Below are 26,576 nucleotides of genomic sequence, written 5' to 3'. Positions count from 1 at the left end.
TCTCCTCGGTCTGGTGCGAAGGCCGCCTCTCGACCCTCTCACTGACGCGTCGAACGAGCCAGACGCAGATCGACATGCGCACGGAGAAAATTCGAAAAAGATCGGCCGCCGCCCCTCGTGAGGGCGGCGGCCGGGTCGGTCGGGTCAGGAGATCAGCGCGCGGCCGAGCCCTCGACGTAGTCCGAGTCCTGCTGCTTCCATGCGAACAGGGCGCGGAGCTCCTTGCCCGTGGCCTCGATCGGGTGCTGCTGCTCCTTCTCGCGCAGCCCGAGGAACTCGGGCGCGCCCGCGTCCTGGTCGTCGATGAAGCGCTTGGCGAACGCGCCCGACTGGATGTCGGCGAGCACGGCCTTCATGTTCTCCTTGACGTGCGCGTCGACGACGCGCGGTCCCGAGACGTAGTCGCCGAACTCCGCCGTGTCCGAGATCGACCAGCGCTGCTTGGCGATGCCGCCCTCCCACATGAGGTCGACGATGAGCTTGAGCTCGTGCAGCACCTCGAAGTAGGCGATCTGCGGCTGGTAGCCGGCCTCGGTGAGCACCTCGAAGCCCGCCTGCACGAGGTGGCTCATGCCGCCGCAGAGGACGGCCTGCTCGCCGAAGAGGTCGGTCTCGGTCTCCTCGGTGAACGTGGTCTTGATGACGCCGGCGCGCGTGCCGCCGATCGCCTTCGCGTACGACAGGGCGACATCCCAGGCCTGGCCCGACGCGTCGCGCTCGACCGCGATGATGTCGGGGATGCCGCGGCCGGCCGCGAACTCACGGCGCACCGTGTGGCCGGGGGCCTTGGGCGCGACGAGGATGACGTCGACGCCCTCGGGAGCGTCGATGTAGCCGAAGCGGATGTTGAAGCCGTGCGCGAACGCGAGCGTCTTGCCCTCGGACAGGTTCGGCGCGATCGACTCGGCGTAGATCGAGCGCTGGTGCTGGTCGGGCGCGAGGATCATGATGAGGTCGGCCCACGCGGTGGCGTCCGCGACGTTCTTGACCTCGAAGCCCTCCTCCTGCGCCTTCTGCGTCGACTTCGACCCGTCCTTCAGCGCGATGACGACCTCGACGCCCGAGTCGCGGAGGTTCTGCGCGTGCGCGTGGCCCTGCGAGCCGTAGCCCACGATCGCGACCTTCTTGTTCTGGATGATCGACAGGTCGGCGTCTGCGTCGTAGAGGATCTCGGTGCTCACTGTATTTCTCTCCTTGGATGGGGTTCGTCGCGGGCGGCGCACCGCCGCCCGAGGTTCTGATCAGCCGCGCAGGACGCGCTCGGTGATGGACTTGCCGCCGCGGCCGAGGGCGAGCAGCCCCGACTGCGCGAGCTCCTTGATGCCGAAGGGCTCGATGGCCTTGAGGAAGGCGTCGACCTTGCCCTGGTCGCCCGTGATCTCGATCACGAGCGCGTCGGGCGCGTAGTCGACGACGTTGCCGCGGAAGAGGCTCACGACCTCGAGGACGTTCGACCGGGACGCGTTGTCGGCGCGCACCTTCACGAGCATGTGCTCGCGCTGCACCGACGCCGCGGGGTCGAGCTCGACGATCTTCACGACGTTGATGAGCTTGTTGAGCTGCTTCGTGACCTGCTCGAGCGGGAGGTCGTCGACGTCGACGACGACCGTGATCCGGGAGAGCCCGGGGATCTCGGTGACGCCGACGGCGAGGGAGTGGATGTTGAAGCCGCGTCGGGCGAACAGGCCCGCGACGCGGGTGAGCAGACCGGGACGGTCCTCGACGAGCAGGCTCAGCACGTGGGACGACATGTCAGTCCTCCTCGGAGAAGGCGGGCGAGTGGTCGCGCGCGTACTGGATGTAGCTGTTGCTGACGCCCTGCGGCACCATCGGCCACACCATGGCGTCGGCGCTCACGACGAAGTCGATCACGACGGGGCGGTCGTTCGTCTCGAGAGCGAGGCGGATCGCGTCGTCGATCTGGTCCTCCCGCTCGACGCGGATCGCGAGGCAGCCGTACGCCTCGGCCAGCTTGACGAAGTCGGGGATGCGGACGGTGTCGTGGCCCGTCTGGAGATCCGTGTTCGAGTAGCGGCCGTCGTAGAACAGCGTCTGCCACTGCCGCACCATCCCGAGCGACGAGTTGTTGATGATCGCGACCTTGATCGGGATGTCGTTGAGCGCGCACGTGGCGAGCTCCTGGTTCGTCATCTGGAAGCAGCCGTCGCCGTCGATCGCCCACACCACGCGGTGCGGCTCGGCGACCTTCGCGCCCATCGCGGCGGGGATCGAGTACCCCATCGTCCCGGCGCCGCCGGAGTTCAGCCACGAGTTCGGGCGCTCGTACTTGATGAACTGCGCCGCCCACATCTGGTGCTGCCCCACGCCCGCGGCGTAGACCGCCTCGGGGCCGGTGAGCTCGCCGATCCGCTGGATGACGCGCTGCGGCGAGAGCAGCCCGTCGGTCGTCGGGGCGAAGCCGAGCGGGTACTGATCCTGCAGGCCGCGCAGGTAGGCCCACCACTCGTCGTAGTCCGGTGCGCCGCCCTGCGTCGTCGAGCGGAACGCCGTGTCGAGATCGACGAGCACCTCCTTGAGGTCGCCCACGATCGGCACGTCGGCCGTGCGGATCTTGGAGATCTCGGCGGGGTCGATGTCGACGTGCACCACCTTCGCGTGCGGGGCGAAGAGCGCCGCCTTGCCGGTGACGCGGTCGTCGAAGCGCGCGCCGAGGGCGACGATGAGGTCGCTCTCCTGGAGGGCGAGCACGGCCGGCACCGCCCCGTGCATGCCGGGCATGCCGAGGTGCTGCGGGTGGGAGTCGGGGAACGCGCCGCGCGCCATGAGCGTGGTGACGACGGGCGCGCCTGTCGCCTCCGCGAAGGTCTTCAGCTCCTCCGCCGCGCGGCCGCGGATGACGCCGCCGCCGACGTAGAGGACGGGCTTGCGCGCCTCCGCGATGAGCGACACGGCGGCCTGGATCTGCTTGCCGTGCGCCTTCGTGACAGGGCGGTAGCCCGGCAGCTCGTAGCGGGGCGGCCAGACGAACGGCGCCTCGGACTGCTGCGCGTCCTTCGTGATGTCGACGAGCACGGGCCCAGGGCGGCCGGTCGAGGCGATCTCGTACGCCGCGGCGATCGCGCCGGGGATCTCGGCGGCGTCCTTCACGAGGAAGGAGTGCTTCGTGATCGGCATCGTGATCCCCACGATGTCGGCCTCCTGGAACGCGTCGGTGCCCATGAGCGTGGAGAACACCTGGCCGGTGATGGCCAGCATCGGCACCGAGTCCATGTACGCGTCGGCGATCGCGGTCACGAGGTTGGTCGCGCCGGGGCCGCTCGTCGCGATCGTCACGCCGACCTTGCCGCTGGCCGAGGCGTAGCCCTCGGCCGCGTGGCCGCCGCCCTGCTCGTGTCGGACGAGGATGTGGCGCAGGGAGGCCGCCGACATGAGCGGGTCGTAGACGGGCAGGATGGCGCCGCCCGGAAGGCCGAAGACGTCGGTGACGCCCAGCAGCTCGAGCGAGCGGACGACCGCCTCGGCGCCCGTGAGCACGGGCGCTTGCGCGGAGGTGCGAGCGGGTGGCCGCGGAACGGCCGGTGCGGTTTCGGCAGGCATGATGATGCTTCCTCGCTGTTGGTCGAGTGGGTGCTCAGCGGACGCGGCGGGGCCGGGACCGGCTCAGCCGGTCGTCGCGCCTTCCGCGGCGGAGCGCACGAGCTTGGAGTACTTGGCCAGAACGCCTCGGGTGTAGCGCGGGGGCAGGGGCTCCCAGCCTTCCCGGCGGGAGCTCAGCTCTGCTTCGTCGACGAGTAGGTCGAGAGTGCGAGCCGCGATATCGACCCTGATCAGATCACCATCGCGCACGAAGGCGATGGGACCAGCGTCCACCGCCTCTGGTGCGATATGGCCGATGCACAGCCCGGTTGTGCCGCCTGAGAATCGACCGTCTGTCAAGAGTAGTACATCCCTGCCGAGGCCAGCGCCCTTGATGGCCGCCGTGATCGCGAGCATCTCGCGCATGCCGGGGCCGCCCTTGGGGCCCTCGTAGCGGATGACCACCACGTCGCCCGCGGCGATCTCGCCGTTCGCGAGCGCGTCCATGGCGCCGCGCTCGCGCTCGAACACGCGCGCGGGGCCCTCGAACACCGACGCGTCGAAGCCGGCGGTCTTGACGACCGCCCCCTCGGGCGCGAGCGAGCCGTGCAGGATGGTGAGCCCGCCGGTCGCGTGGATCGGGTCGTCGAAGCGGTGGACGACCGTGCCGTCGATCGGGTCGGGGTCGAGCTCGCGCAGGTTCTCCGCGACGGTCTTGCCGGTGACGGTCAGCGCATCGCCGTGGATGAGGCCCTCGTCGAGCATCGCCTTCATGATGACGGGGATGCCGCCGTGGCGGTCGACGTCGTTCATGACGTACTTTCCGAACGGCTTCATGTCGGCCACGTGCGGCACGCGGTCGCCGATGCGGTTGAAGTCGTGCAGGCTCAGCTCGACCTCGGCCTCGCGTGCGATCGCGAGCAGGTGCAGCACCACGTTCGTCGAGCCGCCGAGGGCCATCGCGAGCGCGATCGCGTTCTCGAACGACTCCTTCGTCAGGATGTCCTTGGTCGTGATGCCCTGCCGCAGCAGCTCGACGACGGCCTCGCCCGACCGGTGCGCGAAGTAGTCGCGCCGACGGTCGGCCGCGGGCGGCGCGGCCGATCCGGGCAGGCTCAGGCCGAGCGCCTCGGCCACCGAGGCCATCGTGTTGGCCGTGTACATGCCGCCGCAGGCTCCCTCGCCCGGGGCGAAGGCGCACTCGATGCGCTTGAGGTCCTCCTCCGACATGAGACCCGCGCGGCACGCGCCCACGGCCTCGAAGGAGTCGATGATCGTGATGTCCTTCTCGGTGCCGTCCGAGAGCTTGACCCAGCCGGGCGCGATCGAGCCGGCGTAGAGGAAGACGCTGGACAGCCCGAGCCGCGCGCTGGCCATGAGCATGCCGGGGATCGACTTGTCGCAGCCCGCGAGCAGGACCGTGCCGTCGAGGCGCTCGGCCATGATGACGGTCTCGACGCTGTCGGCGATCACCTCGCGGCTCACGAGCGAGAAGTGCATTCCCTCGTGGCCCATGGAGATGCCGTCCGAGACCGAGACGGTGCCGAACTGGAGCGGGTAGCCCCCGCCCGAGTGCACGCCCTCCTTCGCGCCCTGCGCGAGCCGGTCGAGCGACAGGTTGCAGGGGGTGATCTCGTTCCAGCTCGAGGCGATGCCGATCTGGGGCTTGTCCCAGTCGGCGTCTCCCATGCCCACGGCGCGGAGCATGCCGCGCGACGTCGTGGCCTCGATGCCGTCCGTCACCACGCGGCTGCGGGGCTTGATGTCGATCTCAGGGGTATCGCTCACGCTGGAAGTCTATTCCCCGCGCAGGGCGCCGCCGTGCCGCTGCGCAGGTGGGTCGACCAGGGCGCGCGCGACTGGTCAGGATGCTCGACGACGCGCGATCTCGCTGAGCAGCGCGGCGAGAGCGGCGGCGTCGGGGACGCGCACGGCGGCCGCGGTCTCCCCCTCGCCGACGCGGATGCCGAGGTCGCCGTCCCCGAGCGCGCGGAGCGCATCCTCATCGGTCACGTCGTCGCCCGCGAAGAGCACGGCCGTCGCCCCCGTCGCCTCGCGCAGCGCGGCGACGGCCGAGTCCTTGCCCTCGTGCCGCCACGCGAACTCGACGACGTCCCGACCCGTCCGGCGACGCCATCCCGGTGCGCGCTCGGCCACGAGGCGGTCGACCGCGTCCTGCGCGGCCGCGGTCGTCGCGTCGTCGGCGAGCCGCGTGTGCAGGGCGAAGCCGAACGCCTTGCGCTCGATCCACGCGCCGGTCATCCCCGCGACGGCGGTCTCGGCCGCGTCGACCAGCGCGGCGGCTGCGGCCCGCTCATCGGCGTCGTCGGCGGCGGCCACGGGCGCCGCTCCCGCGGGCCGCCAGTGTTCAGCGCCGTGCGAGCCGGAGAGCCACACGAGCGAGGCGTCGTCGTGCTCGGCGATCACCCGGAGGTCGGCGAGCGTGCGCCCCGAGACGAACGCCACGATCGTGTCGGGGGCGGCCGCGAGGGCCGCCACCGCCGCCGTGGCCTCGGGGATGGCCCTCGCCGTGAGCGGGTCGTCGACGAGCGGCGCGAGGGTGCCGTCGAAGTCGAGGGCCACGAGCAGCCGCGGCGTCTGCGCGACCGACGCGATGGCCGCCTGCGCGCGCGGGTCGCCGACGGGCGCCGCGCCGGTCACCGGCGACGCTCCCGGTAGGTCTCGAGGTCGGCCAGGAAGCGGCGCCCCCAGCGCTCGACGTCGTTCTCGAGCACGCGCCGGCGCATGCTGCGCATCCGCCGCGACTGCTCGGCCGGGGGCATCTCGATCGCGCGCATGATCGCCTCCTTCATGCCGTCGATGTCGTGCGGATTGACCAGCAGCGCGCTGCTGAGCTCGTCGGCGGCCCCCGCGAACTCGCTCAGCATGAGCACGCCGCGGTTGTCCGAGTGCACGGCGACGTACTCCTTCGCGACGAGGTTCATGCCGTCGCGCAGGGCGGTGACGAGCATGACGTCGGCCGCCAGGTAGAGGGCGACCATCTCCTCGCGCGGGAATCCCTGATGGAGGTAGCGGATGGCCGTGTGGTGGATCGTGTCGTAGTCGCCGTTGATGCGGCCGACCGTGAGCTCGATCTCGTCACGGAGCTCCTGATACGCCTCGACGCCCGGCCGGCTGGGGCTCGCGACCTGCACGAGCGTGACGTCGCCGACCTGCACGCGGCCATCCTGCAGGAGCTCGCCGAACGCCTTGAGCCGGTGCCGGATGCCCTTGGTGTAGTCGAGGCGGTCGACCCCGAGGAGCACCTTGGAGGGGTTGCCGAGCTGCTCGCGGATCTCCTTCGCACGAGCGCGGATGGCCGGATCCTGGGCCAGCTCGATGAAGGACTGCGCGTCGATCGAGATCGGGTACGCCTTCGCGATCGCCGTGCGCGCGGTGCCGTCCGGCTGCGGGATGGTGATCGTGTCGCTCCTCGTCGCGTAGCGGAGGATGCGCCGCACCGAGCGCTGGAAGTTGCCGGCGTCGGCGACCCGCTGGAACCCGATGACGTCGGCGCCGAGGAGACCCTCGACGACCTGGCGGCGCCACGGGAGCTGGGCGTAGAGGCCGTAGGCGGGGAACGGGATGTGGTGGAAGTAGCCGATGATGACGTCCGGCCGCAGCTCGCGGAGCATCTGCGGGACGAGCTGGAGCTGGTAGTCCTGGACCCACACGAAGCCGCCCTCCGACGCGACCTCGGCCGCGGCCTCGGCGAAGCGGCGGTTGACGCGGACATACGCGTCCCACCAGCGGCGCTTGTAGACCGGCGTCGCGATGACGTCATGGTACAGCGGCCAGATCGTCCCGTTGGCGAAGCCCTCGTAGTAGTCCTCGAGCTCCTCGGCGCTGAGCTGGATCGGCACGAGGTGCGTGCCGTCGAAGTCGAACGGCTCGACGTCCAGGCCCGGCTTGCCCGCCCAGCCCACCCACGCGCCGTCGACCTTGTGCATGACCTGCTCGAGAGCCGTCACGAGACCGCCCGGGGAGCGACGCCAGGCCGGCTGGCCGGTCTCGTCCTCGATCCGATCCACGGGAAGGCGATTTGCTACGACGACGAGATCCGCTTCGGCCATGACGCTCCTTGAGTATCCGGTTCGCCAGTCTAGCCAGCGCCGCGCGACCGACCCCGCTCCCCCGCGGCGCCCTTGACGGCACGGCGCCGCGTCCGATACCAGCGCGCGCGAGACGCCGCAAGCCCCACGGCGCCCTCTGCGCACGCGCGGGTCGCGCGCTAGCGTGGGGGCATGCGCAAGTACCTCATGGGAACCGGACTCCTCGGCGCGATCACGAGCGGCTACTCGCTGCTGAAGGGATCGAACGACAAGCGGTTCACGTGGCGCGTCGCACTCGCCTGGCTGAGCTGGGCGATCACGCTCACCCTCGCGATCGGCGAGGCCCGCGACATCCGCACCGCCTCGCGCGGCGGCGCCGTCCCCGAGGACTCCCCCATCGCCGGCAAGGAGTACAAGTACGCCGGCACGCCGAAGCCCGGCAAGAAGGACAAGGGCACGCGCGGCCGCAAGCGCCGCTGACGCTCGCGGCGTCAGCTCGTCGCTCCATCGTCCCCATATCCATACCGACGTTATATAACTGCGGTATGCTGTTGACATGGATCGCGCACGGGACCTCGAGAGCATCATCGTCGCGGCGCACGCGCTCACCCGCGTGGCGGCGCTCGAGACCCGGAACGAGGCGCCCGCCGCGCAGTGGCGGACCCTCGCGATCCTCCGCGAACGGGGGCCGCTGCGCATCGGCGAGCTCGCTCGACTCAGCCGCATCACGCAGCCGGGCGTCACGCGCCTGATCGGCGGCATGGCCGACGCGGGTCTCGTCGCGCGCGAGCCCGACCCGGACGACTCGCGCGCGGTGCGCGTGGCCGCCACCGAGCGCGGCGAGCAGGCGTACGCCGCATGGCGCGTGCAGCTCGTCGAGGCGCTCCTCCCCCGCTTCGCGGATCTCAGCGACAGCCAATGGCAGGCGCTGCGCACCTCGGCAGAGCTGCTCACGCAGCGGATGGCCGACGCGCGGCCCGCGAACGGAGAGGAGAGCTCGGCACGATGAGCTCAGGAGAGAGGACGGCGTCGATCTGGCGCCAGCCGATGCAGGTATGGGCGGTCGCATTCGCGAGCGTCGTCGCGTTCATGGGGATCGGCCTCGTCGACCCGATCCTGCCCGCGATCGCGGAGCAGCTGCACGCGACCCCCGCCGAGAGCGAGCTGCTCTTCACGAGCTACCTCGTCATCACGGGGCTCATGATGCTCTTCACGAGCTTCGTCTCGAGCCGCATCGGCGCCAAGCGCACCCTCCTCATCGGACTCGGGTTCATCCTCGTGTTCGCGTTCCTGTGCGCTGTCAGCGGCTCGGTCGACGCCGTGATCGGCTTCCGCGCGGGCTGGGGCCTCGGCAACGCGCTCTTCATCTCGACGGCCCTCGCGACGATCGTGGGCGCGGCGGCCGGCGGCAGCGCGAACGCGATCATGCTCTACGAGGCCGCGCTCGGCCTCGGTCTCGCCGTGGGCCCGCTCGTCGGCGGTCTGCTCGGCGAGGTGACCTGGCGCGCTCCCTTCTTCGGCGTCGCGACCCTCATGGCCATCGCCATCATCGCGATCGCCGTGCTGCTCAGGGCACCGGCCGACCGCCCGGAGCCCGTGCGCCTCACGGCGGCATTCCGCGCGCTCGCGACGCCGGCACTCGGTCTGCTCGCGACGGCCGCGATCTTCTACAACATCGCGTTCTTCGTCCTGCTCGCCTACTCGCCGTTCCCGCTCGGCTTCTCGGCGCTCGGCATCGGCTTCACCTTCTTCGGCTGGGGGCTCGGCCTCGCGATCACCTCGATCTGGGGCGCGCCGCTGCTCCTGCGCGTCGTGCGCAGGACGACGGCGATCGCGATCGTCCTCCCGCTCATCGCGGTCGACCTCGTCGTCGCGGGGCTCCTCGTCCACAGCAAGCCCGCGCTCGTGACGTGCATCGTCGTGGGCGGGCTGCTGTTCGGCTTCATGAACACGATCCTCACGGAGACCGTGATGGAGGCGACCGACATCCCGCGCTCGATCGCGTCGTCGTCGTACTCGGGCGTGCGCTTCCTCGGCGGCGCCGCCGCGCCGCCCCTCGCGGCCGTGCTCGCCGAGCATTGGGGCGACACCGCTCCCTACGTCTTCGGGGCGATCGCGGCGTTCATCGCCGCCGTCATCGTCGTGAGCGGGCGCCGTCTGCTCGCGCGCGCCGATGCGGGCCACGAGACCGCGGTCGACCAGGCTCAGGCCGTCCTCGTCGGCGACGCCGACTGATGCGGCGCCCCGTGGAGTCTCGGCGCCGAGCGCGCCGCGACTCCACGGGCACCTGGGTATCGCGCTCGGAGCGCGCGCGGCCCTACACTGCGAACATGCGCGTCATATCGGTATCGCGATGAGCGACTTCACGCCCCTGCGGCCCCCGGCACCCACTCGACTGAGCGAGCTCGTCTTCGAGCGCATCGCCGCGTCGATCGTGTCGGGAGAGCTCGCGCCCGGGGCCCAGATCAAGGACGACGAGGTCGCCGCCCAGCTCGGCGTGTCCCGCATGCCGGTGCGTGAGGCCTTCCTCCATCTCGAGCGCATCGGCCTCATCGAGATGGTCGCGAGCAGATACACGCGCGTGACCGAGATGACGCCCGAGAACGCCCGGGACGCCTTCGAGTACGCGGGCAACCAGGCCGGATGGGCGGGGCGCCTCGCGGCCGAGCGGATGACCGACGAGGAGCTCGCGCACGCGCTCTCGCTCCTCGACGCGATCCTCGCCGAGACCGGCGACGCCGACGCCCATCGGAAGCGGCTCGACGACTTCTACCTCGACCTCCTCGAGCAGTCGCGCAGCCGGCAGCTCCAGCTGGCGTCGCGCGACATCAACCTCGCGCTCGCGCGAGCGGTGCACGGCGTCGAGTCGGTGCCGGACGACCTGCTCGCGGCGATGGGCGACGGGTACCGGCGGCTGCGCGAGGCGCTCTCGGAGCGCGATGCCGACGGCGTCGAGCGGATCATCCGGGAGATCCACGCGATCTACGCGCGACTCTGACCGTCTTCGAAGGGGTGCGTGCAGCCGAATGCGCGCAGCATCGCAGCCGACTTCGCGACGGTCTCGTCGGCCTCGGCCGCGGGATCGCTGTCGATCGTGATCGCGCCGCCCGTGCCGATGCGCGCGACGCCGTCGGCGACGACCGCGGTGCGGATGACGACCGACAGGTCGACGGCGCCGCAGCGCGAGAAGGCGCCGATGACCCCGGCGTAGACCCCGCGAGGCTCCGCCTCGAGCGCATCGAGCAGCTCGACCGTGCGCCGCTTCGGCGCACCCGTCATCGACCCCGGCGGGAACAGCGCCCCCGCGGCCCGCACGCCCGCAGCGGGGCGCGGCAGCAGGCGCGCCCGCACCGAGGTCACGAGCTGGTGCACCGTCGCATACGTCTCCACGGCCATGAGCTGGGGCACGTCGACGGTGCCCGGGGCGCTGATCCGGCCCAGGTCGTTGCGCAGCAGGTCGACGATCATGAGGTTCTCGCTGCGCGTCTTCGGGTCCGCGGCGAGCGCGGCCGCCGCCGCGCGGTCGGCGGCGGGATCGGCGAGGCGTCGCGCGGTGCCCTTGATCGGCTTCGTCTCGGCCCAGCCCGAGCGCGAGACCGTGAGATAGCGCTCGGGCGAGCACGACAGGATGGTCCGGCCCGGCAGCCGCAGATACGACGCGTAGGGAGCGGGGTTGGCCCGCCGCAGCCGCCGATACGCCTCGAAGGGCGCGTCGTCGACCGGGCACCGCAGCGTGTAGGTGTAGCAGGCCTCGTAGGAGTCCCCCGCGAGGAGCCAGGAGCGGACGGCATCGAGGTCGCGCCGGTAGCGAGCGCGGGTCACGGAGGCCTCAGCGGCGCCCGCGGACGGCGGCGCGAGCGGCGGCGCGAGCGGCGCGAGCTCGCCGAGCCGCTGAGTCGTCGCGGCGATCCAGGAGCGCGCGTCCGCCTCGTCGGATGCGGGGCCGGTCGCGACGACCTGCACGACGCCGTCGACGTGGTCGACGACGACGTACCGGCTGAGGTGCACGAGCTGGGCGTCGGGCTCGCGCGTCGGCCGCCGCGCGCCGATGTCCTTGACGCCGTAGCCGATCGCGCCCACGTAGCCGCCGGCGAACGGGAGATCGGACGGCGCATCGACGGGGTTCGCGTCGAGGCGCTCGGCGAGGAGCTCCCACAGGTCGATCCCGGCTCCCGCGTCGGCCCCGTCGATCCGCACCCGGCCGTCCGCCGCCCAGAACTCCACGACGTGATCGCGCGGCCCCTCCGGCGCGCCGATGATCGACCAGCGGCCCATGCCGTACGCCTGCTGGGCGCTGTCGAGCCAGACCGCCGTCCCTCCGTCCGGGCCGTGGAGCGCGGCGAAGATCGCCTCGGCGTCGCCCTCGAGCGGCAGCGTGCGCGTCCACGCGAGCCACGTGCCGGGGCGCCCCGTCGAGCCCGTCATGCGCGCTCCTGTGCGAGGAAGTTCTCGACGATCCGACCGCCCGCGCCGGTCCCGATCGACTCCGGGTGGAACTGCACGCCCCACCATCCGCGCTCGACGCACTCCCCGGCCATGATGAGGCCGTCCTCCGAGCGCGCGGTCACGCGCAGCGCAGCCGGAGCGGGCTCGGCCACGACGAGCGAGTGGTAGCGGACGGCGTCGAACCCGTCGCTCACGCCCGCGAACAGGGCGGACCCGTCGTGCGCGATGCGGTCGATCCGCCCGTGCGCGGGGCGCGGGGCCGGCACGATGCGCCCGCCCAGCGCGACCGCCATCGCCTGGAATCCGAAGCACACGCCGAGCACGGGCACCGCCGCGCGCTCGAGCACCTCGAAGCCGCGCCCGACGTCCTTCGCGCGATGGGGTGTGCCGGGCCCCGGGCCGAGCACGACGTGCGAGTACCTCGCCAGGTGGTCGACGTCGACGTCGTCGTTCTGCACGAGGTGCGGCTCCACGCCCGTCGCGCTCCAGATGAGCTGCAGCAGGTTGCCCGTGTACGAGTCGTAGTTGTCGACGAGGAGCACTCGGCGCTCGCCTGCCTGTCCCTTCGTCATCGACACCATTCTGGGGCACGCGCGGACGGGTGCGAGACTGGGCGCATGCAGCTGCTCGACGGGGCGCCCGCGTCGGCGGCCGATCTCCAGCCGCTCGCGCTCACGGGCTTCGGCCACTTCACCACGATGCGGGTCGAGCGCGGCGGCGTGCGCGGCCTCGCGCGGCACCTCGCGCGGCTCGCGCGAGACTGCCGCACGGTGTTCCGCGTCGAGCTCGACATCGCGACCGTGCGCGATCAGCTGCGCGCGGCGATCGCCGATGAGCCGGACCCCGTCGTCGTGCGGGTGACGGTGTTCGACCCGCGGCTCGGGGTCGAGAGACCCGGAGCGGAGGCTCGCCCCCGCGTGCTCATGACGCCGCGCCCTGCCGCCCCCGCGCGGCCTCCCGCCCTGCGCGTGCGCACGGTCCGCTTCGCCCGCGAGCTCCCGGCCGTCAAGCACACGGGCCTCTTCGGCGCTCTGCTCGCCCGCGCCGAGGCGCAGCGCGACGGGTGGGATGACGCCGTCTTCGCCGACGACGCCGGTCGGCTCGCGGAGGGGCCCACCTGGAGCCTCGGGTTCGTGCGCGACGGCGACGTCGTCTGGCCGGCCGCCGACGCGCTGCCCGGTGTCACGGCGGCGGTTCTCGACGACGCGCTGCGCGCGCAATCGGTGCCGAGCTCGACCGCAGCCGTGACGCCGGCGGATCTCCCCCGGATGGACGCGGCGTTCGCGACGAACGCCGGATTCGGTGTGCGGCCCATCGCGAGCATCGACGGGGTCGCGTGGGATCCCGCGCACCCGGCGCTCGAGCGGCTCGAGACGGCCTATCTCGGGATCCCCCTCGAGCAGGTGTGAGGGCGCCCGCGTAGAGTCGCGCCATGAGCGATGTCATCATCACGGTGCGCGGCGAGGATGAGGAGCGCAGGGCCCCCGAGCGGGCGACCCTCCATCTCTCCGTGCGCGCCGACGCGCCGGCGCGCGACGAGGTCGTGCGGCGCGTCCTCGCGCGGTCCGAGACGGTCCGCGAGCGGATCGCCGCGGCGAGCGCGGCCGGATCGATCCTCGACTGGTCGAGCGCGCGTCTCGCCGTGCGCGTCGAGCGCCCGTGGGGCGACGGCGGCGTCCGCCACGACCCCGTGCACACGGCCGCGGTCGAGTTCACGGCGACGTTCGCCGATGCCGGCGACCTGTCGTCGTGGGTGTCGGACGCGTCGGCGCTCGACGACGTCGAGATCGGCGAGGTGCACTGGCACCTGACCGCGCAGACGCGGGCCGCCCTCGAGCGCGACGTCGCCGCGCGGGCGGTGGGCATCGCGGTCGCGAGGGCGAAGGCGTACGCCGAGGCGCTCGGCCTGCACTCCGTCGTCCCGCTCGAGGTGGCCGACCCGGGCTTCCTCGCCCCCGAGGGCGGCCCGCGGCCGCTTCGCGCGATGCGCGCGACGGCGTTCGACGCCGCAGAGGCCGCCGTGAGCTACCGCCCCGACGACATCGTCGTGGCGGCCGCCGTCGAGGCGCGGTTCGCCGCGCGCTGAGGCGGCGGGCGCCGCACGCGCCCGCCGCCTCACGCGGTCATCGTCGTCCGGGCTTCGCGACCGAGAGCTGGGCGACGTCGCTCTGCACCCGGCCGTGGGCGTTCTCGACCGTCGCGCGCACGAGCATCCCGTCGCTCTCGGAGCGCGCCTTCTCGATGCGGTACGACGCCGAGCCGTCCGTCGCGATCTGCGCGGTCGAGCCGGCCGCGGGCTGCCACGTCGCGCCGCCATCGGCGGATGTCTCCCACGTGACGACCGGAGCGGGCGCACCCGAGACCTCGATCGCGAACTGCGCCGATCCGTTCCTGCGCGCCGTCGCGTCCTCCGGCTGCGCGGCGATCTCGGGCAGCCCGACCGTCTGATCGACCACGGGCCATCCGTCCTCCCACGCGAGTCGATGGAGACCGAGACGGGGGAAGTAGGGGATCTCCTCGTTGGCCGCGTCGTAGTAGTGGAAGGCGAGCACGCCGTCGTCGACGGACTGCCCGCCCGGGCCGACGATCGCGCCGTGGGTGTCGAGCAGCGTGCTCCCTCCCCCGCCGAGCATGTCGCGGCCGTCCTTGTCGAGGTACGGGCCTGTGACCGACCGCGAGCGCCCCACCGCGACGTGATAGGTGCTGTCCGCACCCTGGCAGCAGGCGTCGAAGGAGACGAAGAGGTAGTACCAGCCGTCGTGCTCCTCGATGAACGGCGCCTCGACGCGATTGCCGGGAGCGAAGCGGTCGACGAGGTGCACGGCGTTCTCGACCGCGCCGGGCACGGGCTTGCCGCTCGGCCACGCGATCTCGACGAGGAAGATCCCGTACCAGTGCGAGCCGATCGCCATGTAGGGCGTGCCGTCGGCGTCCTCGATGATGCCGGCGTCGATCGCGTTGAACTCCTTGCCGCCGGCGATGGGCTGGGGCGACGCGATGACGGGACCCTGGTCGACCCACGCGTAGTCGGGGTCGTCGGGGTCGAGCGTCGTGTTCGTCGCGAGCGCCGTGACGGAGGTGTTCGTGCCGAAGCGCGACGCGGAGTAGTAGAGGTAGTAGGTGCCGTCGTGCTCGTAGAGCTCGGGCGCCCACAGGTTGTCGGGCAGTGCTCCGTCGGCGAAGTGGTCGTCGATCCAGGCGGGGATCTCGTCCCACACGTTGCCGTCATACTCCCATGTGACGCCCTCGTCGTGCGACGACCACGTCTGGATCGTCCCGCCGTTCGCGCGGCCGACCTCTCCGGTCGAGTACACGTACCACGTGCCGTCGCTCTCGTCGATGAAGAGCGACGGGTCGTGGATCGGCGCGGTCTGGCCGGTGACCGAGATGCCTCCGGTCGGTGCCGGCTCCGGCTCGGTCGGCGGGGCGGCCGCGGCGGGCACGGCCGCGCTCGCGACGAGCGTGGCCGTCAGCAGCGCGGCCGGGAGAAGGGAAGAGCGGCGCGATGTCATCTGACTCCTTTTACAACGTTGTAGATCAGGACTGCACCGACCCTAGCCGGACCGGACGCGAGGGTCAACCGCACGAGAGAGGGGAACGCGCGGGCGCGTTCCCCTCGACCTCGTGCGGGACGTCGTCCCGACGGCGCTCGGAGTCAGGCGGCCATGCCGCCTCCTCCGATCACGCGTCCGCGCGTCTCGGACTCGCGCGCGAACGGGGTGTGGGCGTTCTGAGAGAAGCCGGGCGTCTCGGCGAGCATGCTGTGGCTCGTCTGACGCCGAGAGTCCCCCACCTCTGCGCACACGTCATAGCGGATGAAAGGCATTTCCGTCTCCCTGCAGATGAGGCCCCAGTCGCCCCGTGATCCCCCTGCGCGCCGATCCGTCCGGCGGGCAGCCCCTCGGTCTCCAGGACGTTCCCCATCCGCCCTCCAGTAAAGCCACCTCGACGTCCGCGAGGTGGGCGCGTCGCGGATTTAACCCTCGACTTCACCCATTGCATCCTCCGGAGGATCATGGCAGAAGGGAGGTGTCCACGGAAGGGCGGGAAGGAGCGCTGACAGGATGCGGACCGACCGCTTCGCCGACCGCGCGGAGGCGGGCCGCGCGCTCGCCGACCTGCTCGCGGATGTCCGCGCCACGCCGGATCTCCTCGTCCTGGGGCTCCCACGCGGCGGCGTGCCGGTCGCGGCGGAGGTCGCGCGTGCGCTCGGCGCCGAGCTCGACGTGCTCGTGGCGCGCAAGCTCGGCCATCCGGCGCAGCCCGAGGTCGCCATGGGCGCGATCGCCGCGGTCGGGCGCGAGGACCTCGCCGCCGTGGAGAACCCGGCCATCGCCGACCCCTCGGCGATGGCCGACGTGCGGGCCGACGAGGAGGTCGAGCTGCGGCGCCGACAGCGGGCGTACCGAGACGGCCGACCGCCCGTGCGGATCGACGGCCGCGTGGTCGTGCTCGTCGACGACGGCCTGGCGACCGGCGCCACCATGCGCGCCGCCGTCGCGGCCGTGCGCGCGGCCTCCCCCGCCCGCGTCATCGTCGCCGTCCCCGTCGCGCTCGGGACGACGGCCGACGACATCGCACGCGAGGCCGACGAGGTGGTGTGCGCGTGGACCGCCGAGGGCCTGTGGGCCGTCGGCGCCGCGTACGACCGCTTCGATCAGACGAGCGACGACGAGGTGCGCGAGCTCCTCGCACGCGCTCTGCAGGACATGTCCTAGTCTCGAACCCATGGCGGCACCCGCAGCTGGATCGCAGACGCTGAGCCGCGGCATCCGGCTGCTCGAGCTGATCGCCGCCTCCGAGCGCGATCCGACGATCGACGAGCTCGCGGCGCGCCTCGACGTGCACCGCTCGGTCGCCTACCGTCTGCTGCGCACGCTCGAGGACCACGGGCTCGTCTCCCGCGACGAATCGGGCAGGGTCGCGCTCGCCGCGGGCCTCGCCGCCCTGGCGGCCGGCGTCTCGCGCGATCTCCGCCAGGCCGCGCTCCCCGATCTCGAGGCGGTCGCCGACGAGCTCGGGATGACCTGCCTCCTCGCGATCCAGCTCGACCGCGACGAGGCCGTGACGCTGCTGAGCGCATCGCCGCGGCAGACGATCGCCGTCGTCTCCTACCGCCCCGGCCATCGCCATCCCATCACGCGGGGCGGCCCCGGCAAGGCGATCCTCCTGTCCATCCCCGAGGAGTCCTGGCCCGCCGACGTCGACGACCGGCTGCGCACGGAGATCGCGGAGAGCCGCGCGCGCGGCTACGCCGTCAGCCACGACGAGGTCGTCTCGTCGCTGCACTCCGTCGCGGTTCCGCTGACCGTGCCGGGTCAGCCGCCCGCCGCGATCGCGGTCATCCACGTGTCGCTGCCGCGCGATGCGGCGGCCATCGCCGCGCGCCTGCAGTCCGCGGCCGCGAGCGTCGTGCGCCGCTACGGGGCCTGACCGGAGCGGATCAGGCGCCGACCGCGGTGGTCGCCGCGCAGCCGGCGAAGAATGCGGCGAGCTCGTCGCGCGCCGCGAGCGGGAGGACGTGCGCGACGTACTGATCGGGCCGCACCACGACGACGGCTCCCGAGCGGTCGACGCCGCGCGCGTCGAAGATGTCGTCACCCGGATCGGCCGCGTACACCTTCTCGTGGTCGACGACCTGGAACGGCCCCGTGCGAGGCCGGAACACGTCGGGAACGCGTCCCGGATCGACGTCGAGATGCGCCTCCTGGTAGACAACCTTCACGTCGAACCACGCATCGCGGTCGGCGCCGGCGGGCGTCGCGGCGAGCGGCGACGCCGACGAGGTCGCGAGCCACTCGGCGAGCTCGACCGTCTCCGACCCGCGCGCGAGGCCATCCGCCCCCGCGAAGACGTAGATGCGCCACCGGCCGTCCGCGCGCGCATGGTGACCGAGGTGCACGGGATTGCCGTCGCACACGCGCACGACCGGGTGCGATCGGAAGCGCTTGCCGATCGGGAACCCGGCGGCGAGCGCCTGGTGGACGCCCTCCCCCACGATCATGGACGGCGCGTACTCGGTCATGAACCCCGCGGGGAACTCGGCCGTCTGCACGTAGAAGCGCTCGAGCTCGGTCGGGTCGTCCAGCTCGTCGGGCTTCGCGGCCATGAGCGACGACCACTTCCGGTCGAAGTCGATGAGGTTCTGCGCGACGACCTGCCGCTCGGCGGAGTACGTCGCGAGCAGGGTCTCGGGCGCGCGGCCCTCGAGCACGTGACCGAGCTTCCACCCGAGGTTGAAGCCGTCCTGGATCGACACGTTCATCCCCTGTCCGGCCTTGGCACTGTGCGTGTGGCACGCATCGCCCATGATGAAGACGCGCGGCGTGCGCGAGCCCGGCTCGACGACATCGTCGAAGCGATCGGTGACGCGGTGGCCCACCTCGTACACGCTGCGCCATGCGACGTGCCGCACGGTGAGCGTGTACGGGTGGAGGATCTGGTTGGCGCGGGCCTCGACCTCCTCCTGCGTCGTCAGCCGCACCCGGCCGTCGTCGTCGGGCGGCACCTCGCCGAGATCGACGTACATGCGGAAGAGGTGGTTCCCCTCGCGGGGGATGTGCAGGATGCTGCCGCCGTCGTGCGACTGGATGGCGCACTTGCGGCGGATGTCGGGGAAGTCGGTGTCGGCGAGCACGTCCATGACGCCCCACGCGTGGAACGCCTTCGCACCCTGGTGCGTCGCGCCGATCGCCTCGCGCACGCGGCTGTGCGCCCCATCGCCGCCGACGACGTACTTCGCGCGGACGACGCGCTCGGCGCCCTGGTCCGGGCCGACGGTGCGCCGCAGCGTCGCCGACACCGGATGGTCGCCCTCGCCGATCTCGAGCCCGACGAACTCCCACCCGTAGTCCGGCCGGTTCCGAGTGGGCGAGTGCGCCATGACCTCGAGGAAGTAGTCCTGCACGCGCGCCTGGTTCACGATGAGGTGCGGGAACTCGCTGATGCCGGTCGGGTCGTCGGGGGCGACCGCGGTGCGCACGATGTTCTCGGGATGCGCGGCATCCGGCTTCCAGAAGGCCATCTCGGTGATGCGGTAGGCCTCCTCGATGATGCGGTTCGCGAAGCCGAACGCCTGGAACGTCTCGACGCTGCGGGCCTGGATGCCGTCGGCCTGGCCGACCTCGAGCCGTCCGCCGCGGCGCTCGATGATGCGCGTCGTGATCCCGGGGAACTGCGACAGCTGCGCCGCGAGGGTGATGCCCGCGGGCCCGGTGCCGACGATGAGGACGTCGACGACGTCGGGGAGCTCCTCCGGGCGCTCCAGCCCGACGCCCGCGGCCGGCTGCACGCGCGGATCGCCGGAGACGTAGCCATGGTGGTGGAACTGCACGGGAGATCTCCTCACGTCGATGTGGGTGATGCAGACTGCTGCGTCGCGAGTTCGATAATCGAACGCAACGTTCTCTTATCGAATGAGCCGAGCGTACTCCGGATCCGCCGCCGAGGCAAGAGAACGTATACGATCTGCCTGCGATTCGATAGGATGGTCGCGTCCGGGCCGCGGGAGCGCCCGGTGCTCGAAAAAGGGGCACGAAGCCGCGCGGCGGCGCGAGCGAGACACATACGGAGCACCGTCGCCCGTCCTCGTCTCGAAAGGCCCTGCCATGCCCCATGTCTCCCAGCACGTCGCCGTCGCCCTCGCCCGCCACATCGACCAGGTGTTCGGACTCATGGGCAACGGCAACGCCCACTTCCTGGACGCCATCCTGCGGCACACGTCCGCGTCGTTCACCGCCGTCCGCCACGAGGCGGGCGCGGTGGTCGCGGCTGACGCGCACTATCGCGCCTGCGGACGGATCGCCGCCGCGACGACGACGTACGGAGCGGGCTTCACGAACACCCTCACCGCGCTCGCCGAGGCGGCGCAGGCGCGCGTGCCGCTCGTCCTCATCGTCGGGGACGAGCCGACATCCGGACCCCGCCCGTGGGACGTCGACCAGATCGCGCTCGCCTCGGCCGTCGGCGTCCGCACGTACACCGCCGGACGCCTGGACGCCGCCGCGAGCACCGTGATCGCGATCGAGCACGCGCTGTCGTACCGCGTGCCCGTCGTGCTCGCGATCCCCTACGACGTGCCGACCCTCGAGGCCGGCGAGGTGCCGCCGACGCCGCCGCTGCATCTGCCGCAGCCGCAGGAGCCGTCGCCGGCCACCCGCGCCGCGATCGCGCGCGTCGCCGAGGCGCTCGCCGCGGCCGAGCGGCCGCTCCTCCTCGCGGGGCGCGGTGCACACCTGGCCGGCGCGCGCACCGCGCTGGGCGCACTCGCCGACGCGACGGGGGCGATCACGGCATCGACGGCGCTCGGCCGCGGGGTCTTCCCCGACCCGCGCCACGATCTCGGCGTGACGGGAGGCTTCGGCGCTCCCGGGGCGATGGAGCTCATCCGCGAGGCCGACGTCGCCGTCGTTCTCGGCGCGTCCCTCAGCCCGTTCACGATGCGCTTCGGCGAGCTCTTCTCGCCCGGAACCCGCGTCGCGCAGGTCGACGTCGCGCCGACGGCGACCCATCCGCGCGTCGGCGAGTTCCTGCAGGGCGACGTGCGCGTGATCGCCGAGCACCTCGTGCGCGCGCTCGACGGGGCGACGCCGTCGGGGTGGCGCGAGAGCGTCGACCTCGCTCCCCTGCGCGTGCAGGACCCGGGCGAGCGCACGGCAGCCGATGGGCGGCTCGACCCGCGCAGCGCCGCCGCGCGCATCGGCGAGCTCCTGCCCGAGGACCGCATCGTCGTGAGCGACGGCGGGCACTTCATCGCGTGGGCCAACATGTACTGGCCGGTCGCGTCGCCCGAGCGGATGATCATGGTCGGCACCGCGTACCAGTCGATCGGGCTGGGGTTCCCGAGCGTCGCGGGCGCCGTGCAGGCCGCGCCGTCGGCGACGGTCGTGCTCACGACCGGCGACGGGGGCGGCCTCATGGCGCTCGCGGATCTCGAGACCGCCGTCCGGACCGCGGGCGGCCGGGGCATGTGCGTCGTCTGGAACGACGGGGCGTATGGCGCCGAGGTGAACCTCTACGGGCTCAAGGGCCTCGCCGAGGCGCCCATGCTCATCCCGGACGTCGACTTCGCCGCGCTCGGCGCGGCGGTGGGAGCCGAGGGGGTGGTGGTGCGCGACCTCGCCGACCTCGAGCACCTCGCGCGCTGGACCGCGCGACCCGTCGAGGAGCGGCCGTTCCTCCTGCTCGACCTCCGCGTGAGCCGGTCGGTCATCGCCCCGTATCAGCGCGAGGTCATCCGCGTGAACAGCTGAGGCGTCGGCGCCGAGGAGGCCGCCCGGATCACCGGGCGGCCTCCTTCCGTGCGCGGGTCAGCGCTCCCAGGCGTAGATGCCCTCCGACTGCTCGGCCTCCGCGGTCGGGCGCAGGTTGATGCCCTTGCGATCGCGCAGGAGCAGCGTCGCGACGAGGCCGACGGCCGTCATGCCGACGAGGTACCACGTGACCGAGGTCGACGAGCCCGTCGTCTGCTGCAGCCACTGCGCGATCGTCGGGGCGAACGCCCCGCCGAGGATGGCGCCGATCGCATAGGAGATGGAGACGCCCGAGAAGCGGACGGACGCCGGGAACATCTCGCTGTACCACGCCGACTGGGGGCCGTAGGTGAACCCCAGCCCGATCGTCAGCAGGATCAGGCCGAGCGCGAGGAGAGCGGCGCTGCCGGTGTTGACGAGCGGGAAGAGCGCGAAGAGCGCGGCGCCCTGCGCGACCCAGCCGATGATGTACGTCGTGCGCCGACCGAGCACGTCGCTCAGCCAGCCGGCGATGAACGTGGAGACGAGCCACGTCACCGACGAGGCCGTGACCGCCCACAGCACCGCGCCGCGATCGAGACCAACGGGCCCGTCGGGGTTCGTCGCGTAGTTCTGCACGTAGCCGCCGGTCGTCATGTAGCCCACCGCGTTGTTGCCCGCGAAGACGAGCGCCGCGAGCACCACGAGCGGCGCGAAGCGCGCGAAGAGCCTCACGACGGGCGCGCTCGTGCGCTCCTTGCGCTCGGCGATCTCGGTGAAGACCGGACTCTCCTCGACGCGGCGGCGCACCCAGTAGCCCACGACGATGAGGACGATCGAGAAGAGGAACGGGATGCGCCAGCCCCATTCGAGGAAGGCGTCGCCGGGGAACACGGCGTTCATGATCGCGAGCATGGCGCTCGCGAGGAGGAGGCCGATGGGGACGCCGATCTGCGGCATCGCCCCGTAGAGGCCGCGGCGGTCGCGCGGCGCGTGCTCGACGGCCATGAGCACGGCGCCGCCCCACTCGCCGCCCGCCGAGACGCCCTGCAGGATGCGCAGGAGGATGAGGAGGATCGGCGCGGCCGCGCCGATCTGCGCGTAGGTCGGCAGCAGCCCGATGAGGACGGTCGCGGCCCCCATGAGGATGAGCGTCACGACGAGGACGATGCGGCGGCCGAAGCGGTCGCCGAAGTGGCCCGCGAGGAACGCGCCGAGCGGGCGGAAGAGGAAGCTGATGCCGACCGTGAGGAACGACAGGATCGTGCCGAGGCCCGGGCCCGCGGGCTCGAAGTAGAGCTGCGCGAACACGAGGCCGGCGGCCGAGGCGTAGATGAAGTAGTCGTACCACTCGACGGTCGTGCCGACGACGGTCGCGATGGCGACGCGGCGGCGGTCGGCCGACGAGGCGATGGTGCCGGTGGGCGTGAGCGGCCCGCCGTTCGGGTGATGCGCGGACATCTGGCACTCCAATGTGACGAGGTCGGATGGCGCGTCTGCGCGCCGTCGATCTGGACAATATACGATTTCGAATACGTTCCGACAACACCCCTTGCGCCGGGCAACGGATCGTATATGATCTCGTACACGACATCCGTTCGACGAGCGAAGGAGCTCCCGTGGGCCTCGAAGACCGCCGCCTCCCCCGACCCGGGAAGATCATCGCGGTGCACCTGAGCTATCCCTCGCGCGCCGACCAGCGCGGGCGCCGCCCCGCCGCACCCTCGTACTTCCTCAAGCCGTCGAGCTCGCTCGCCGAGAGCGGTGCGACCGTCGAACGGCCCGCCGGGACCGAGCTGCTCGCGTTCGAGGGCGAGATCGCGCTCGTGATCGGCACGGCCGCGCGCGGGATCGGCATCGACGACGCGTGGGACCACGTCGCGTGGGTCACGGCCGCCAACGACTGGGGGCTCTACGATCTCCGCGCGAACGACAGGGGCTCGAACCTGCGGAACAAGGGCCGCGACGGGTACACGCCGATCGGCCCCGACCTCATCGACGCGCGCGCGGTCGACCCCGCGGGCCTGCGCGTGCGCACCTGGCGCAATGGCGAGCTCGTGCAGGACGACACGACCGCCGAGCTCCTCTTCCCCTTCCGGCAGCTCGTCGCCGACCTCGCGCAGCACCTCACGCTCGAGCCCGGCGACGTCATCCTGACCGGCACCCCCGCCGGCTCGTCGGTCGCCCTCCCCGGCGACGTCGTCGAGGTCGAGGTCGACGCGCCCGACGCGCCGGGTGCCCCGACGAGCGGCCGACTCGTCTCGCGCGTCGTGGAGGGCGCCGCCCGGTTCGATCCGGCGCTGGGATCCCTCCCCTCCGTCGACGACCGCCAGCGCGAGGAGGCGTGGGGCTCGCGCGCCGCCGCCGGGCTCGACGCCCCTGCTCCCGCCCTCGACCCCGCGCTGCGCGCCAAGCTCCTCGAGGCACCCGTCGCGGGGCTCTCGCAGCAGCTGCGCAAGCGCGGTCTCGACAGCGTGTCGATCGACGGCGTGCGGCCGACCCGCCCGGGCATCAAGCTCGTCGGCGTCGCGCGGACGCTGCGCTTCGTGCCCCACCGCGAAGACCTCTTCCGCAGCCACGGCGGCGGCTACAACGCGCAGAAGCGCGCCTTCGATGCCGTCGGCGAGGGGGAGGTCATCGTGATCGAGGCCCGCGGCGAGCGCGGCTCGGGCACGCTCGGCGACATCCTCGCCCTGCGCGCCATCGCGCGCGGAGCCGCCGGCGTCGTCACCGACGGAGGCGTGCGCGACTACGCGGCCGTCGCGGAGATGGACCTGCCCGTCTTCAGCCAGGGGCCGCACCCGGCGGTCCTCGGCCGACGCCACGTGCCGTGGGACGCCGACATCGCGATCGCGTGCGGCGGCGCGACCGTCGTCCCGGGCGACATCATGGTCGGCGACAACGACGGGGTGATCGTCATCCCGCCCGCTCTCGCCGAGGAGGTGGCCGACGCGGCGCTCGCGCAGGAGGCCGAGGACGCCTGGATCGCGGAGCAGGTCGCCGCGGGGCACCCGGTCGAGGGCCTCTTCCCCATGAACGCCGAGTGGCGCGCGCGCTTCGACGCCGCCCGCGGGACGGGAGGATGAGAGCATGACCGACACCCTCACCGGCCTCAGCAAGTCGCAGCGCGCGTACGAGTGGATCCGCGAGCGGATCCAGCGGCACGAGTTCGGCCCCGGCTACCGTCTCGTGCTCGGCTCGATCGCCGCCGCGCTCGACATGAGCGTCGTCCCCGTGCGCGAGGCCGTGCGCCGCCTCGAGGCCGAGGGCATCGTGGAGTTCGAGCGCAACGTGGGAGCCCGCGTGACGCTCGTCGACGAGACGGAGTACCTCCACTCCATGCAGACGCTCGGGGTGGTCGAGGGCGTCGCGACCTCGCTCTCGGCTCCGCTCCTCGACGCCGCCGACCTCGACCGCGCGAGCGCGATCAACGAGCGGCTGCGCCGGCTGCTCGACGACTTCGACCCGCACCGCTTCACGGTGATCAACCAGGAGTTCCACGCGGTGCTCTTCGAGCCCTGCCCCAACCCGCACATCCTCGACCTCGTGCACCGCGGATGGACGCGGATGGCCGGGCTGCGGGATTCGAGCTTCGCCTTCGTCCCCGGCCGTGCGCACGAGTCCGTCGCCGAGCACGACCGCATCCTCGAGCTCATCCGCTCGGGCGCCGAGCCCCTCGAGATCGAGCTCGCGGCGCGGGAGCACCGCTGGGCGACCATGAACGCCTTCCTCGCGCAGCGCCACGCCGCCGAGACGCAGACCGACCGAACGAAGCCCCTCACCGAGGAGGAGACATGACCGACATCGCCCTCGACCGCCGGCACGTGCCCGCGGACCTGCCCGAGCGCATCCAGCACTACATCGACGGGGAGTTCGTCGACTCCGTCGACGGCGGCACGTTCGACGTTCTCGAGCCCGTCTCGAACGACGTGTACCTGCAGGCGGCCGCCGGGCAGAGGGCGGATGTCGACCGCGCGGTCGCGGCCGCGCGCCACGCGTTCGCGGATGGCCCCTGGCCGCGCATGCTGCCGCGCGAGCGCTCCCGCGTGCTCCACCGCATCGCCGACATCGTCGAGTCGCGCGATGCGCGGCTCGCGGAGCTGGAGTCCTTCGACTCGGGCCTGCCGATCACGCAGGCTCTCGGCCAGGCGCGGCGCGCGGCCGAGAACTTCCGCTTCTTCGCCGACCTCGTCGTCGCGCAGGCGGACGACACCTTCAAAGTGCCCGGCCGCCAGATCAACTACGTCAACCGAAAGCCGATCGGCGTCGCGGGGCTCATCACGCCCTGGAACACGCCGTTCATGCTCGAGTCCTGGAAGCTCGCCCCCGCGCTCGCGACCGGCAACACCGTCGTGCTCAAGCCTGCGGAGTTCACGCCCCTCTCGGCGTCGCTGTGGGCGGGCATCTTCGAGGAGGCGGGCCTGCCGCGCGGCGTGTTCAACCTCGTCAACGGCCTGGGCGAGGAGGCGGGCGACGCGCTCGTGAAGCACCCCGATGTGCCGCTCATCTCGTTCACGGGCGAGAGCCGGACGGGGCAGATCATCTTCGCGAACGCGGCCCCGCATCTCAAAGGGCTCTCGATGGAGCTCGGCGGCAAGAGCCCGGCGATCGTCTTCGCCGACGCCGACCTCGACGCCGCGATCGACGCGACGATCTTCGGCGTCTTCTCGCTCAACGGCGAGCGCTGCACGGCCGGCAGCCGCATCCTCGTCCAGCGCGCGGTGTACGACGAGTTCGTCGAGCGGTACGCGGCCCAGGCGAAGCGCGTGAAGGTCGGCTACCCGCACGACCCCGCGACCGAGGTGGGCGCGCTCGTGCACCCCGAGCACTTCGCGAAGGTGATGTCGTACGTCGAGATCGGCAGGAGCGAGGGTCGGCTCGTCGCGGGCGGCGGGCAGCCCGACGGCTTCGCGTTCGGCAACTTCGTCGCGCCGACCGTGTTCGCCGACGTCCCGCGCGACGCGCGCATCTTCCAGGAGGAGATCTTCGGGCCCGTCGTCGCGATCACGCCGTTCGACACCGACGAGGAGGCGCTCGCGCTCGCGAACGACACGAAGTACGGGCTCGCGGCGTACATCTGGACGAACGACCTCAAGCGCGCCCACAACGTCGCGCAGGCGGTCGAGGCCGGCATGGTGTGGCTGAACTCGAACAACGTGCGCGACCTGCGCACGCCGTTCGGCGGCGTCAAGGCGTCGGGGCTCGGCCACGAGGGCGGCTACCGCTCCATCGACTTCTACACCGACCAGCAGGCCGTGCACATCACCCTGGGCGAGGTGCACAACCCGACCTTCGGCAGGAACTGACTCCC

24 protein-coding genes are annotated in these 26,576 nt (G+C 72.1%); 12 read left to right on the top strand and 12 right to left on the bottom strand.

What is annotated here, in order from left to right:
• Positions 1-152: 152 nt before the first annotated feature.
• The 6 genes from ilvC to otsA all read right to left on the bottom strand — a co-directional run bounded on the left by ilvC (position 153) and on the right by otsA (position 7,610).
• A complete protein-coding gene (gene ilvC / locus M1D46_RS09120) occupies positions 153-1,181 on the bottom strand; it encodes a ketol-acid reductoisomerase (protein WP_271174013.1) in 1,029 nt (342 codons plus the stop codon).
• Between the two features lie 60 nt (positions 1,182-1,241).
• The gene (gene ilvN / locus M1D46_RS09115; protein WP_271174012.1) at positions 1,242-1,751 is read right to left on the bottom strand and encodes an acetolactate synthase small subunit; all 510 of its coding nucleotides are present in this window, start codon (positions 1,749-1,751) and stop codon (positions 1,242-1,244) included.
• Between the two features lies 1 nt (position 1,752).
• Positions 1,753-3,558: an acetolactate synthase large subunit gene (locus M1D46_RS09110; RefSeq protein WP_456285375.1), complete on the bottom strand. Its 1,806-nt coding sequence runs from the start codon at positions 3,556-3,558 to the stop codon at positions 1,753-1,755.
• Between the two features lie 63 nt (positions 3,559-3,621).
• The gene (ilvD, locus tag M1D46_RS09105) at positions 3,622-5,325 is read right to left on the bottom strand and encodes a dihydroxy-acid dehydratase (protein ID WP_271174010.1); all 1,704 of its coding nucleotides are present in this window, start codon (positions 5,323-5,325) and stop codon (positions 3,622-3,624) included.
• Between the two features lie 75 nt (positions 5,326-5,400).
• Positions 5,401-6,198, bottom strand: a complete 798-nt coding sequence (gene otsB, locus M1D46_RS09100; protein WP_456285374.1) for a trehalose-phosphatase — start codon at positions 6,196-6,198, stop codon at positions 5,401-5,403.
• Positions 6,195-7,610, bottom strand: coding sequence for an alpha,alpha-trehalose-phosphate synthase (UDP-forming) (gene otsA, locus M1D46_RS09095; RefSeq protein WP_271174008.1), 1,416 nt, complete (start codon positions 7,608-7,610; stop codon positions 6,195-6,197). Before otsA ends, otsB begins: the two co-directional genes overlap by 4 nt.
• Positions 7,611-7,781: 171 nt before the next feature.
• On the opposite strand from otsA, the gene M1D46_RS09090 reads away from it, so the two are divergent.
• The 4 genes from M1D46_RS09090 to M1D46_RS09075 all read left to right on the top strand — a co-directional run bounded on the left by M1D46_RS09090 (position 7,782) and on the right by M1D46_RS09075 (position 10,587).
• On the top strand, positions 7,782-8,069 hold the full coding sequence (locus M1D46_RS09090; protein ID WP_271174007.1) for a hypothetical protein: 288 nt from the start codon (positions 7,782-7,784) through the stop codon (positions 8,067-8,069).
• 76 nt (positions 8,070-8,145) lie between these two features.
• Positions 8,146-8,598: a MarR family winged helix-turn-helix transcriptional regulator gene (locus M1D46_RS09085; protein ID WP_456285373.1), complete on the top strand. Its 453-nt coding sequence runs from the start codon at positions 8,146-8,148 to the stop codon at positions 8,596-8,598.
• Positions 8,595-9,824, top strand: a complete 1,230-nt coding sequence (locus tag M1D46_RS09080; RefSeq protein WP_456285372.1) for an MFS transporter — start codon at positions 8,595-8,597, stop codon at positions 9,822-9,824. Before M1D46_RS09085 ends, M1D46_RS09080 begins: the two co-directional genes overlap by 4 nt.
• A 118-nt stretch (positions 9,825-9,942) precedes the next feature.
• Positions 9,943-10,587 carry a GntR family transcriptional regulator gene (locus M1D46_RS09075; RefSeq protein WP_456285371.1) on the top strand — a complete coding sequence of 215 codons (645 nt, stop codon included), beginning with the start codon at positions 9,943-9,945 and terminating at the stop codon, positions 10,585-10,587.
• On the opposite strand, the gene M1D46_RS09070 is transcribed toward M1D46_RS09075, so the two are convergent.
• Together M1D46_RS09070 and M1D46_RS09065 are read right to left on the bottom strand one after the other, a co-directional pair.
• Entirely contained in the window at positions 10,572-12,014 is a 1,443-nt protein-coding gene (locus M1D46_RS09070; RefSeq protein ID WP_456285370.1) for an anthranilate synthase component I family protein, read from the bottom strand. The genes M1D46_RS09075 and M1D46_RS09070 overlap by 16 nt on opposite strands.
• Positions 12,011-12,607 carry an anthranilate synthase component II gene (locus M1D46_RS09065; protein ID WP_456285369.1) on the bottom strand — a complete coding sequence of 199 codons (597 nt, stop codon included), beginning with the start codon at positions 12,605-12,607 and terminating at the stop codon, positions 12,011-12,013. Before M1D46_RS09065 ends, M1D46_RS09070 begins: the two co-directional genes overlap by 4 nt.
• Before the next feature lie 45 nt (positions 12,608-12,652).
• On the opposite strand from M1D46_RS09065, the gene M1D46_RS09060 reads away from it, so the two are divergent.
• Positions 12,653-13,444: an aminotransferase class IV gene (locus M1D46_RS09060; protein WP_456285368.1), complete on the top strand. Its 792-nt coding sequence runs from the start codon at positions 12,653-12,655 to the stop codon at positions 13,442-13,444.
• A gap of 23 nt (positions 13,445-13,467) precedes the next feature.
• Positions 13,468-14,121 (top strand): SIMPL domain-containing protein, encoded by a 654-nt coding sequence (locus tag M1D46_RS09055; RefSeq protein ID WP_456285367.1) that lies wholly within the window; start codon positions 13,468-13,470, stop codon positions 14,119-14,121.
• A gap of 37 nt (positions 14,122-14,158) precedes the next feature.
• Here the strand turns inward: M1D46_RS09055 and M1D46_RS09050 are convergent, their stop codons facing one another.
• Entirely contained in the window at positions 14,159-15,547 is a 1,389-nt protein-coding gene (locus M1D46_RS09050) for a glycoside hydrolase family 43 protein (RefSeq protein WP_324011656.1), read from the bottom strand.
• Positions 15,548-15,690: 143 nt separating this feature from the next.
• Positions 15,691-15,861, bottom strand: a complete 171-nt coding sequence (locus M1D46_RS09045; RefSeq protein WP_271173998.1) for a hypothetical protein — start codon at positions 15,859-15,861, stop codon at positions 15,691-15,693.
• Between the two features lie 238 nt (positions 15,862-16,099).
• On the opposite strand from M1D46_RS09045, the gene M1D46_RS09040 reads away from it, so the two are divergent.
• Both M1D46_RS09040 and M1D46_RS09035 read left to right on the top strand, forming a co-directional pair.
• Positions 16,100-16,753, top strand: a complete 654-nt coding sequence (locus tag M1D46_RS09040) for a phosphoribosyltransferase (RefSeq protein WP_456285366.1) — start codon at positions 16,100-16,102, stop codon at positions 16,751-16,753.
• A 10-nt stretch (positions 16,754-16,763) separates the two neighbouring features.
• Positions 16,764-17,468, top strand: a complete 705-nt coding sequence (locus tag M1D46_RS09035; RefSeq protein ID WP_271173996.1) for an IclR family transcriptional regulator — start codon at positions 16,764-16,766, stop codon at positions 17,466-17,468.
• Positions 17,469-17,478: 10 nt separating this feature from the next.
• On the opposite strand, the gene M1D46_RS09030 is transcribed toward M1D46_RS09035, so the two are convergent.
• Complete coding sequence (locus tag M1D46_RS09030) at positions 17,479-19,368, bottom strand: FAD-binding monooxygenase (RefSeq protein WP_456285365.1); 1,890 nt, start codon at positions 19,366-19,368, stop codon at positions 17,479-17,481.
• Positions 19,369-19,642: 274 nt separating this feature from the next.
• Here M1D46_RS09030 and M1D46_RS09025 point away from each other — a divergent pair, with 274 nt between their 5' ends.
• The gene (locus M1D46_RS09025; RefSeq protein WP_456285364.1) at positions 19,643-21,286 is read left to right on the top strand and encodes a thiamine pyrophosphate-binding protein; all 1,644 of its coding nucleotides are present in this window, start codon (positions 19,643-19,645) and stop codon (positions 21,284-21,286) included.
• Between the two features lie 57 nt (positions 21,287-21,343).
• Here M1D46_RS09025 and M1D46_RS09020 read toward each other — a convergent pair whose 3' ends face one another.
• Positions 21,344-22,726 (bottom strand): MFS transporter, encoded by a 1,383-nt coding sequence (locus tag M1D46_RS09020; RefSeq protein ID WP_456285363.1) that lies wholly within the window; start codon positions 22,724-22,726, stop codon positions 21,344-21,346.
• 158 nt (positions 22,727-22,884) lie between these two features.
• Here M1D46_RS09020 and M1D46_RS09015 point away from each other — a divergent pair, with 158 nt between their 5' ends.
• The 3 genes from M1D46_RS09015 to hpaE are packed head-to-tail and all read left to right on the top strand — an operon-like array spanning position 22,885 to position 26,571.
• Positions 22,885-24,351, top strand: a complete 1,467-nt coding sequence (locus M1D46_RS09015; protein WP_456285362.1) for a fumarylacetoacetate hydrolase family protein — start codon at positions 22,885-22,887, stop codon at positions 24,349-24,351.
• Positions 24,352-24,355: 4 nt separating this feature from the next.
• On the top strand, positions 24,356-25,063 hold the full coding sequence (locus M1D46_RS09010) for a GntR family transcriptional regulator (protein ID WP_271173991.1): 708 nt from the start codon (positions 24,356-24,358) through the stop codon (positions 25,061-25,063).
• Positions 25,060-26,571 carry a 5-carboxymethyl-2-hydroxymuconate semialdehyde dehydrogenase gene (gene hpaE / locus M1D46_RS09005; protein ID WP_456285361.1) on the top strand — a complete coding sequence of 504 codons (1,512 nt, stop codon included), beginning with the start codon at positions 25,060-25,062 and terminating at the stop codon, positions 26,569-26,571. The genes M1D46_RS09010 and hpaE overlap by 4 nt, the downstream gene beginning before the upstream one ends.
• The last annotated feature ends 5 nt before the right edge of the window (positions 26,572-26,576 follow it).

The sequence above is a fragment of the Microbacterium sp. JZ70 genome, from assembly GCF_053903225.1.
This window is presented reverse-complemented; position numbering and strand designations above follow the sequence as displayed.

Coding starts and splice junctions, on each gene's coding strand:
- M1D46_RS09085 (WP_456285373.1), top strand. CDS start 8,146: ATGGATCGCGCACGGGACCTCGAGAGCATCATCGTCGCGGCGCACGCG.
- M1D46_RS09080 (WP_456285372.1), top strand. CDS start 8,595: ATGAGCTCAGGAGAGAGGACGGCGTCGATCTGGCGCCAGCCGATGCAG.
- M1D46_RS09060 (WP_456285368.1), top strand. CDS start 12,653: ATGCAGCTGCTCGACGGGGCGCCCGCGTCGGCGGCCGATCTCCAGCCG.
- otsA (WP_271174008.1), bottom strand. CDS start 7,610: ATGGCCGAAGCGGATCTCGTCGTCGTAGCAAATCGCCTTCCCGTGGAT.
- M1D46_RS09025 (WP_456285364.1), top strand. CDS start 19,643: ATGCCCCATGTCTCCCAGCACGTCGCCGTCGCCCTCGCCCGCCACATC.
- M1D46_RS09075 (WP_456285371.1), top strand. CDS start 9,943: ATGAGCGACTTCACGCCCCTGCGGCCCCCGGCACCCACTCGACTGAGC.
- M1D46_RS09090 (WP_271174007.1), top strand. CDS start 7,782: ATGCGCAAGTACCTCATGGGAACCGGACTCCTCGGCGCGATCACGAGC.
- hpaE (WP_456285361.1), top strand. CDS start 25,060: ATGACCGACATCGCCCTCGACCGCCGGCACGTGCCCGCGGACCTGCCC.
- M1D46_RS09110 (WP_456285375.1), bottom strand. CDS start 3,558: ATGCCTGCCGAAACCGCACCGGCCGTTCCGCGGCCACCCGCTCGCACC.
- M1D46_RS09055 (WP_456285367.1), top strand. CDS start 13,468: ATGAGCGATGTCATCATCACGGTGCGCGGCGAGGATGAGGAGCGCAGG.
- ilvN (WP_271174012.1), bottom strand. CDS start 1,751: ATGTCGTCCCACGTGCTGAGCCTGCTCGTCGAGGACCGTCCCGGTCTG.
- M1D46_RS09045 (WP_271173998.1), bottom strand. CDS start 15,861: ATGCCTTTCATCCGCTATGACGTGTGCGCAGAGGTGGGGGACTCTCGG.
- M1D46_RS09035 (WP_271173996.1), top strand. CDS start 16,764: ATGGCGGCACCCGCAGCTGGATCGCAGACGCTGAGCCGCGGCATCCGG.
- M1D46_RS09010 (WP_271173991.1), top strand. CDS start 24,356: ATGACCGACACCCTCACCGGCCTCAGCAAGTCGCAGCGCGCGTACGAG.
- M1D46_RS09020 (WP_456285363.1), bottom strand. CDS start 22,726: ATGTCCGCGCATCACCCGAACGGCGGGCCGCTCACGCCCACCGGCACC.
- M1D46_RS09050 (WP_324011656.1), bottom strand. CDS start 15,547: ATGACATCGCGCCGCTCTTCCCTTCTCCCGGCCGCGCTGCTGACGGCC.
- M1D46_RS09040 (WP_456285366.1), top strand. CDS start 16,100: ATGCGGACCGACCGCTTCGCCGACCGCGCGGAGGCGGGCCGCGCGCTC.
- M1D46_RS09070 (WP_456285370.1), bottom strand. CDS start 12,014: ATGACGGGCTCGACGGGGCGCCCCGGCACGTGGCTCGCGTGGACGCGC.
- M1D46_RS09065 (WP_456285369.1), bottom strand. CDS start 12,607: ATGACGAAGGGACAGGCAGGCGAGCGCCGAGTGCTCCTCGTCGACAAC.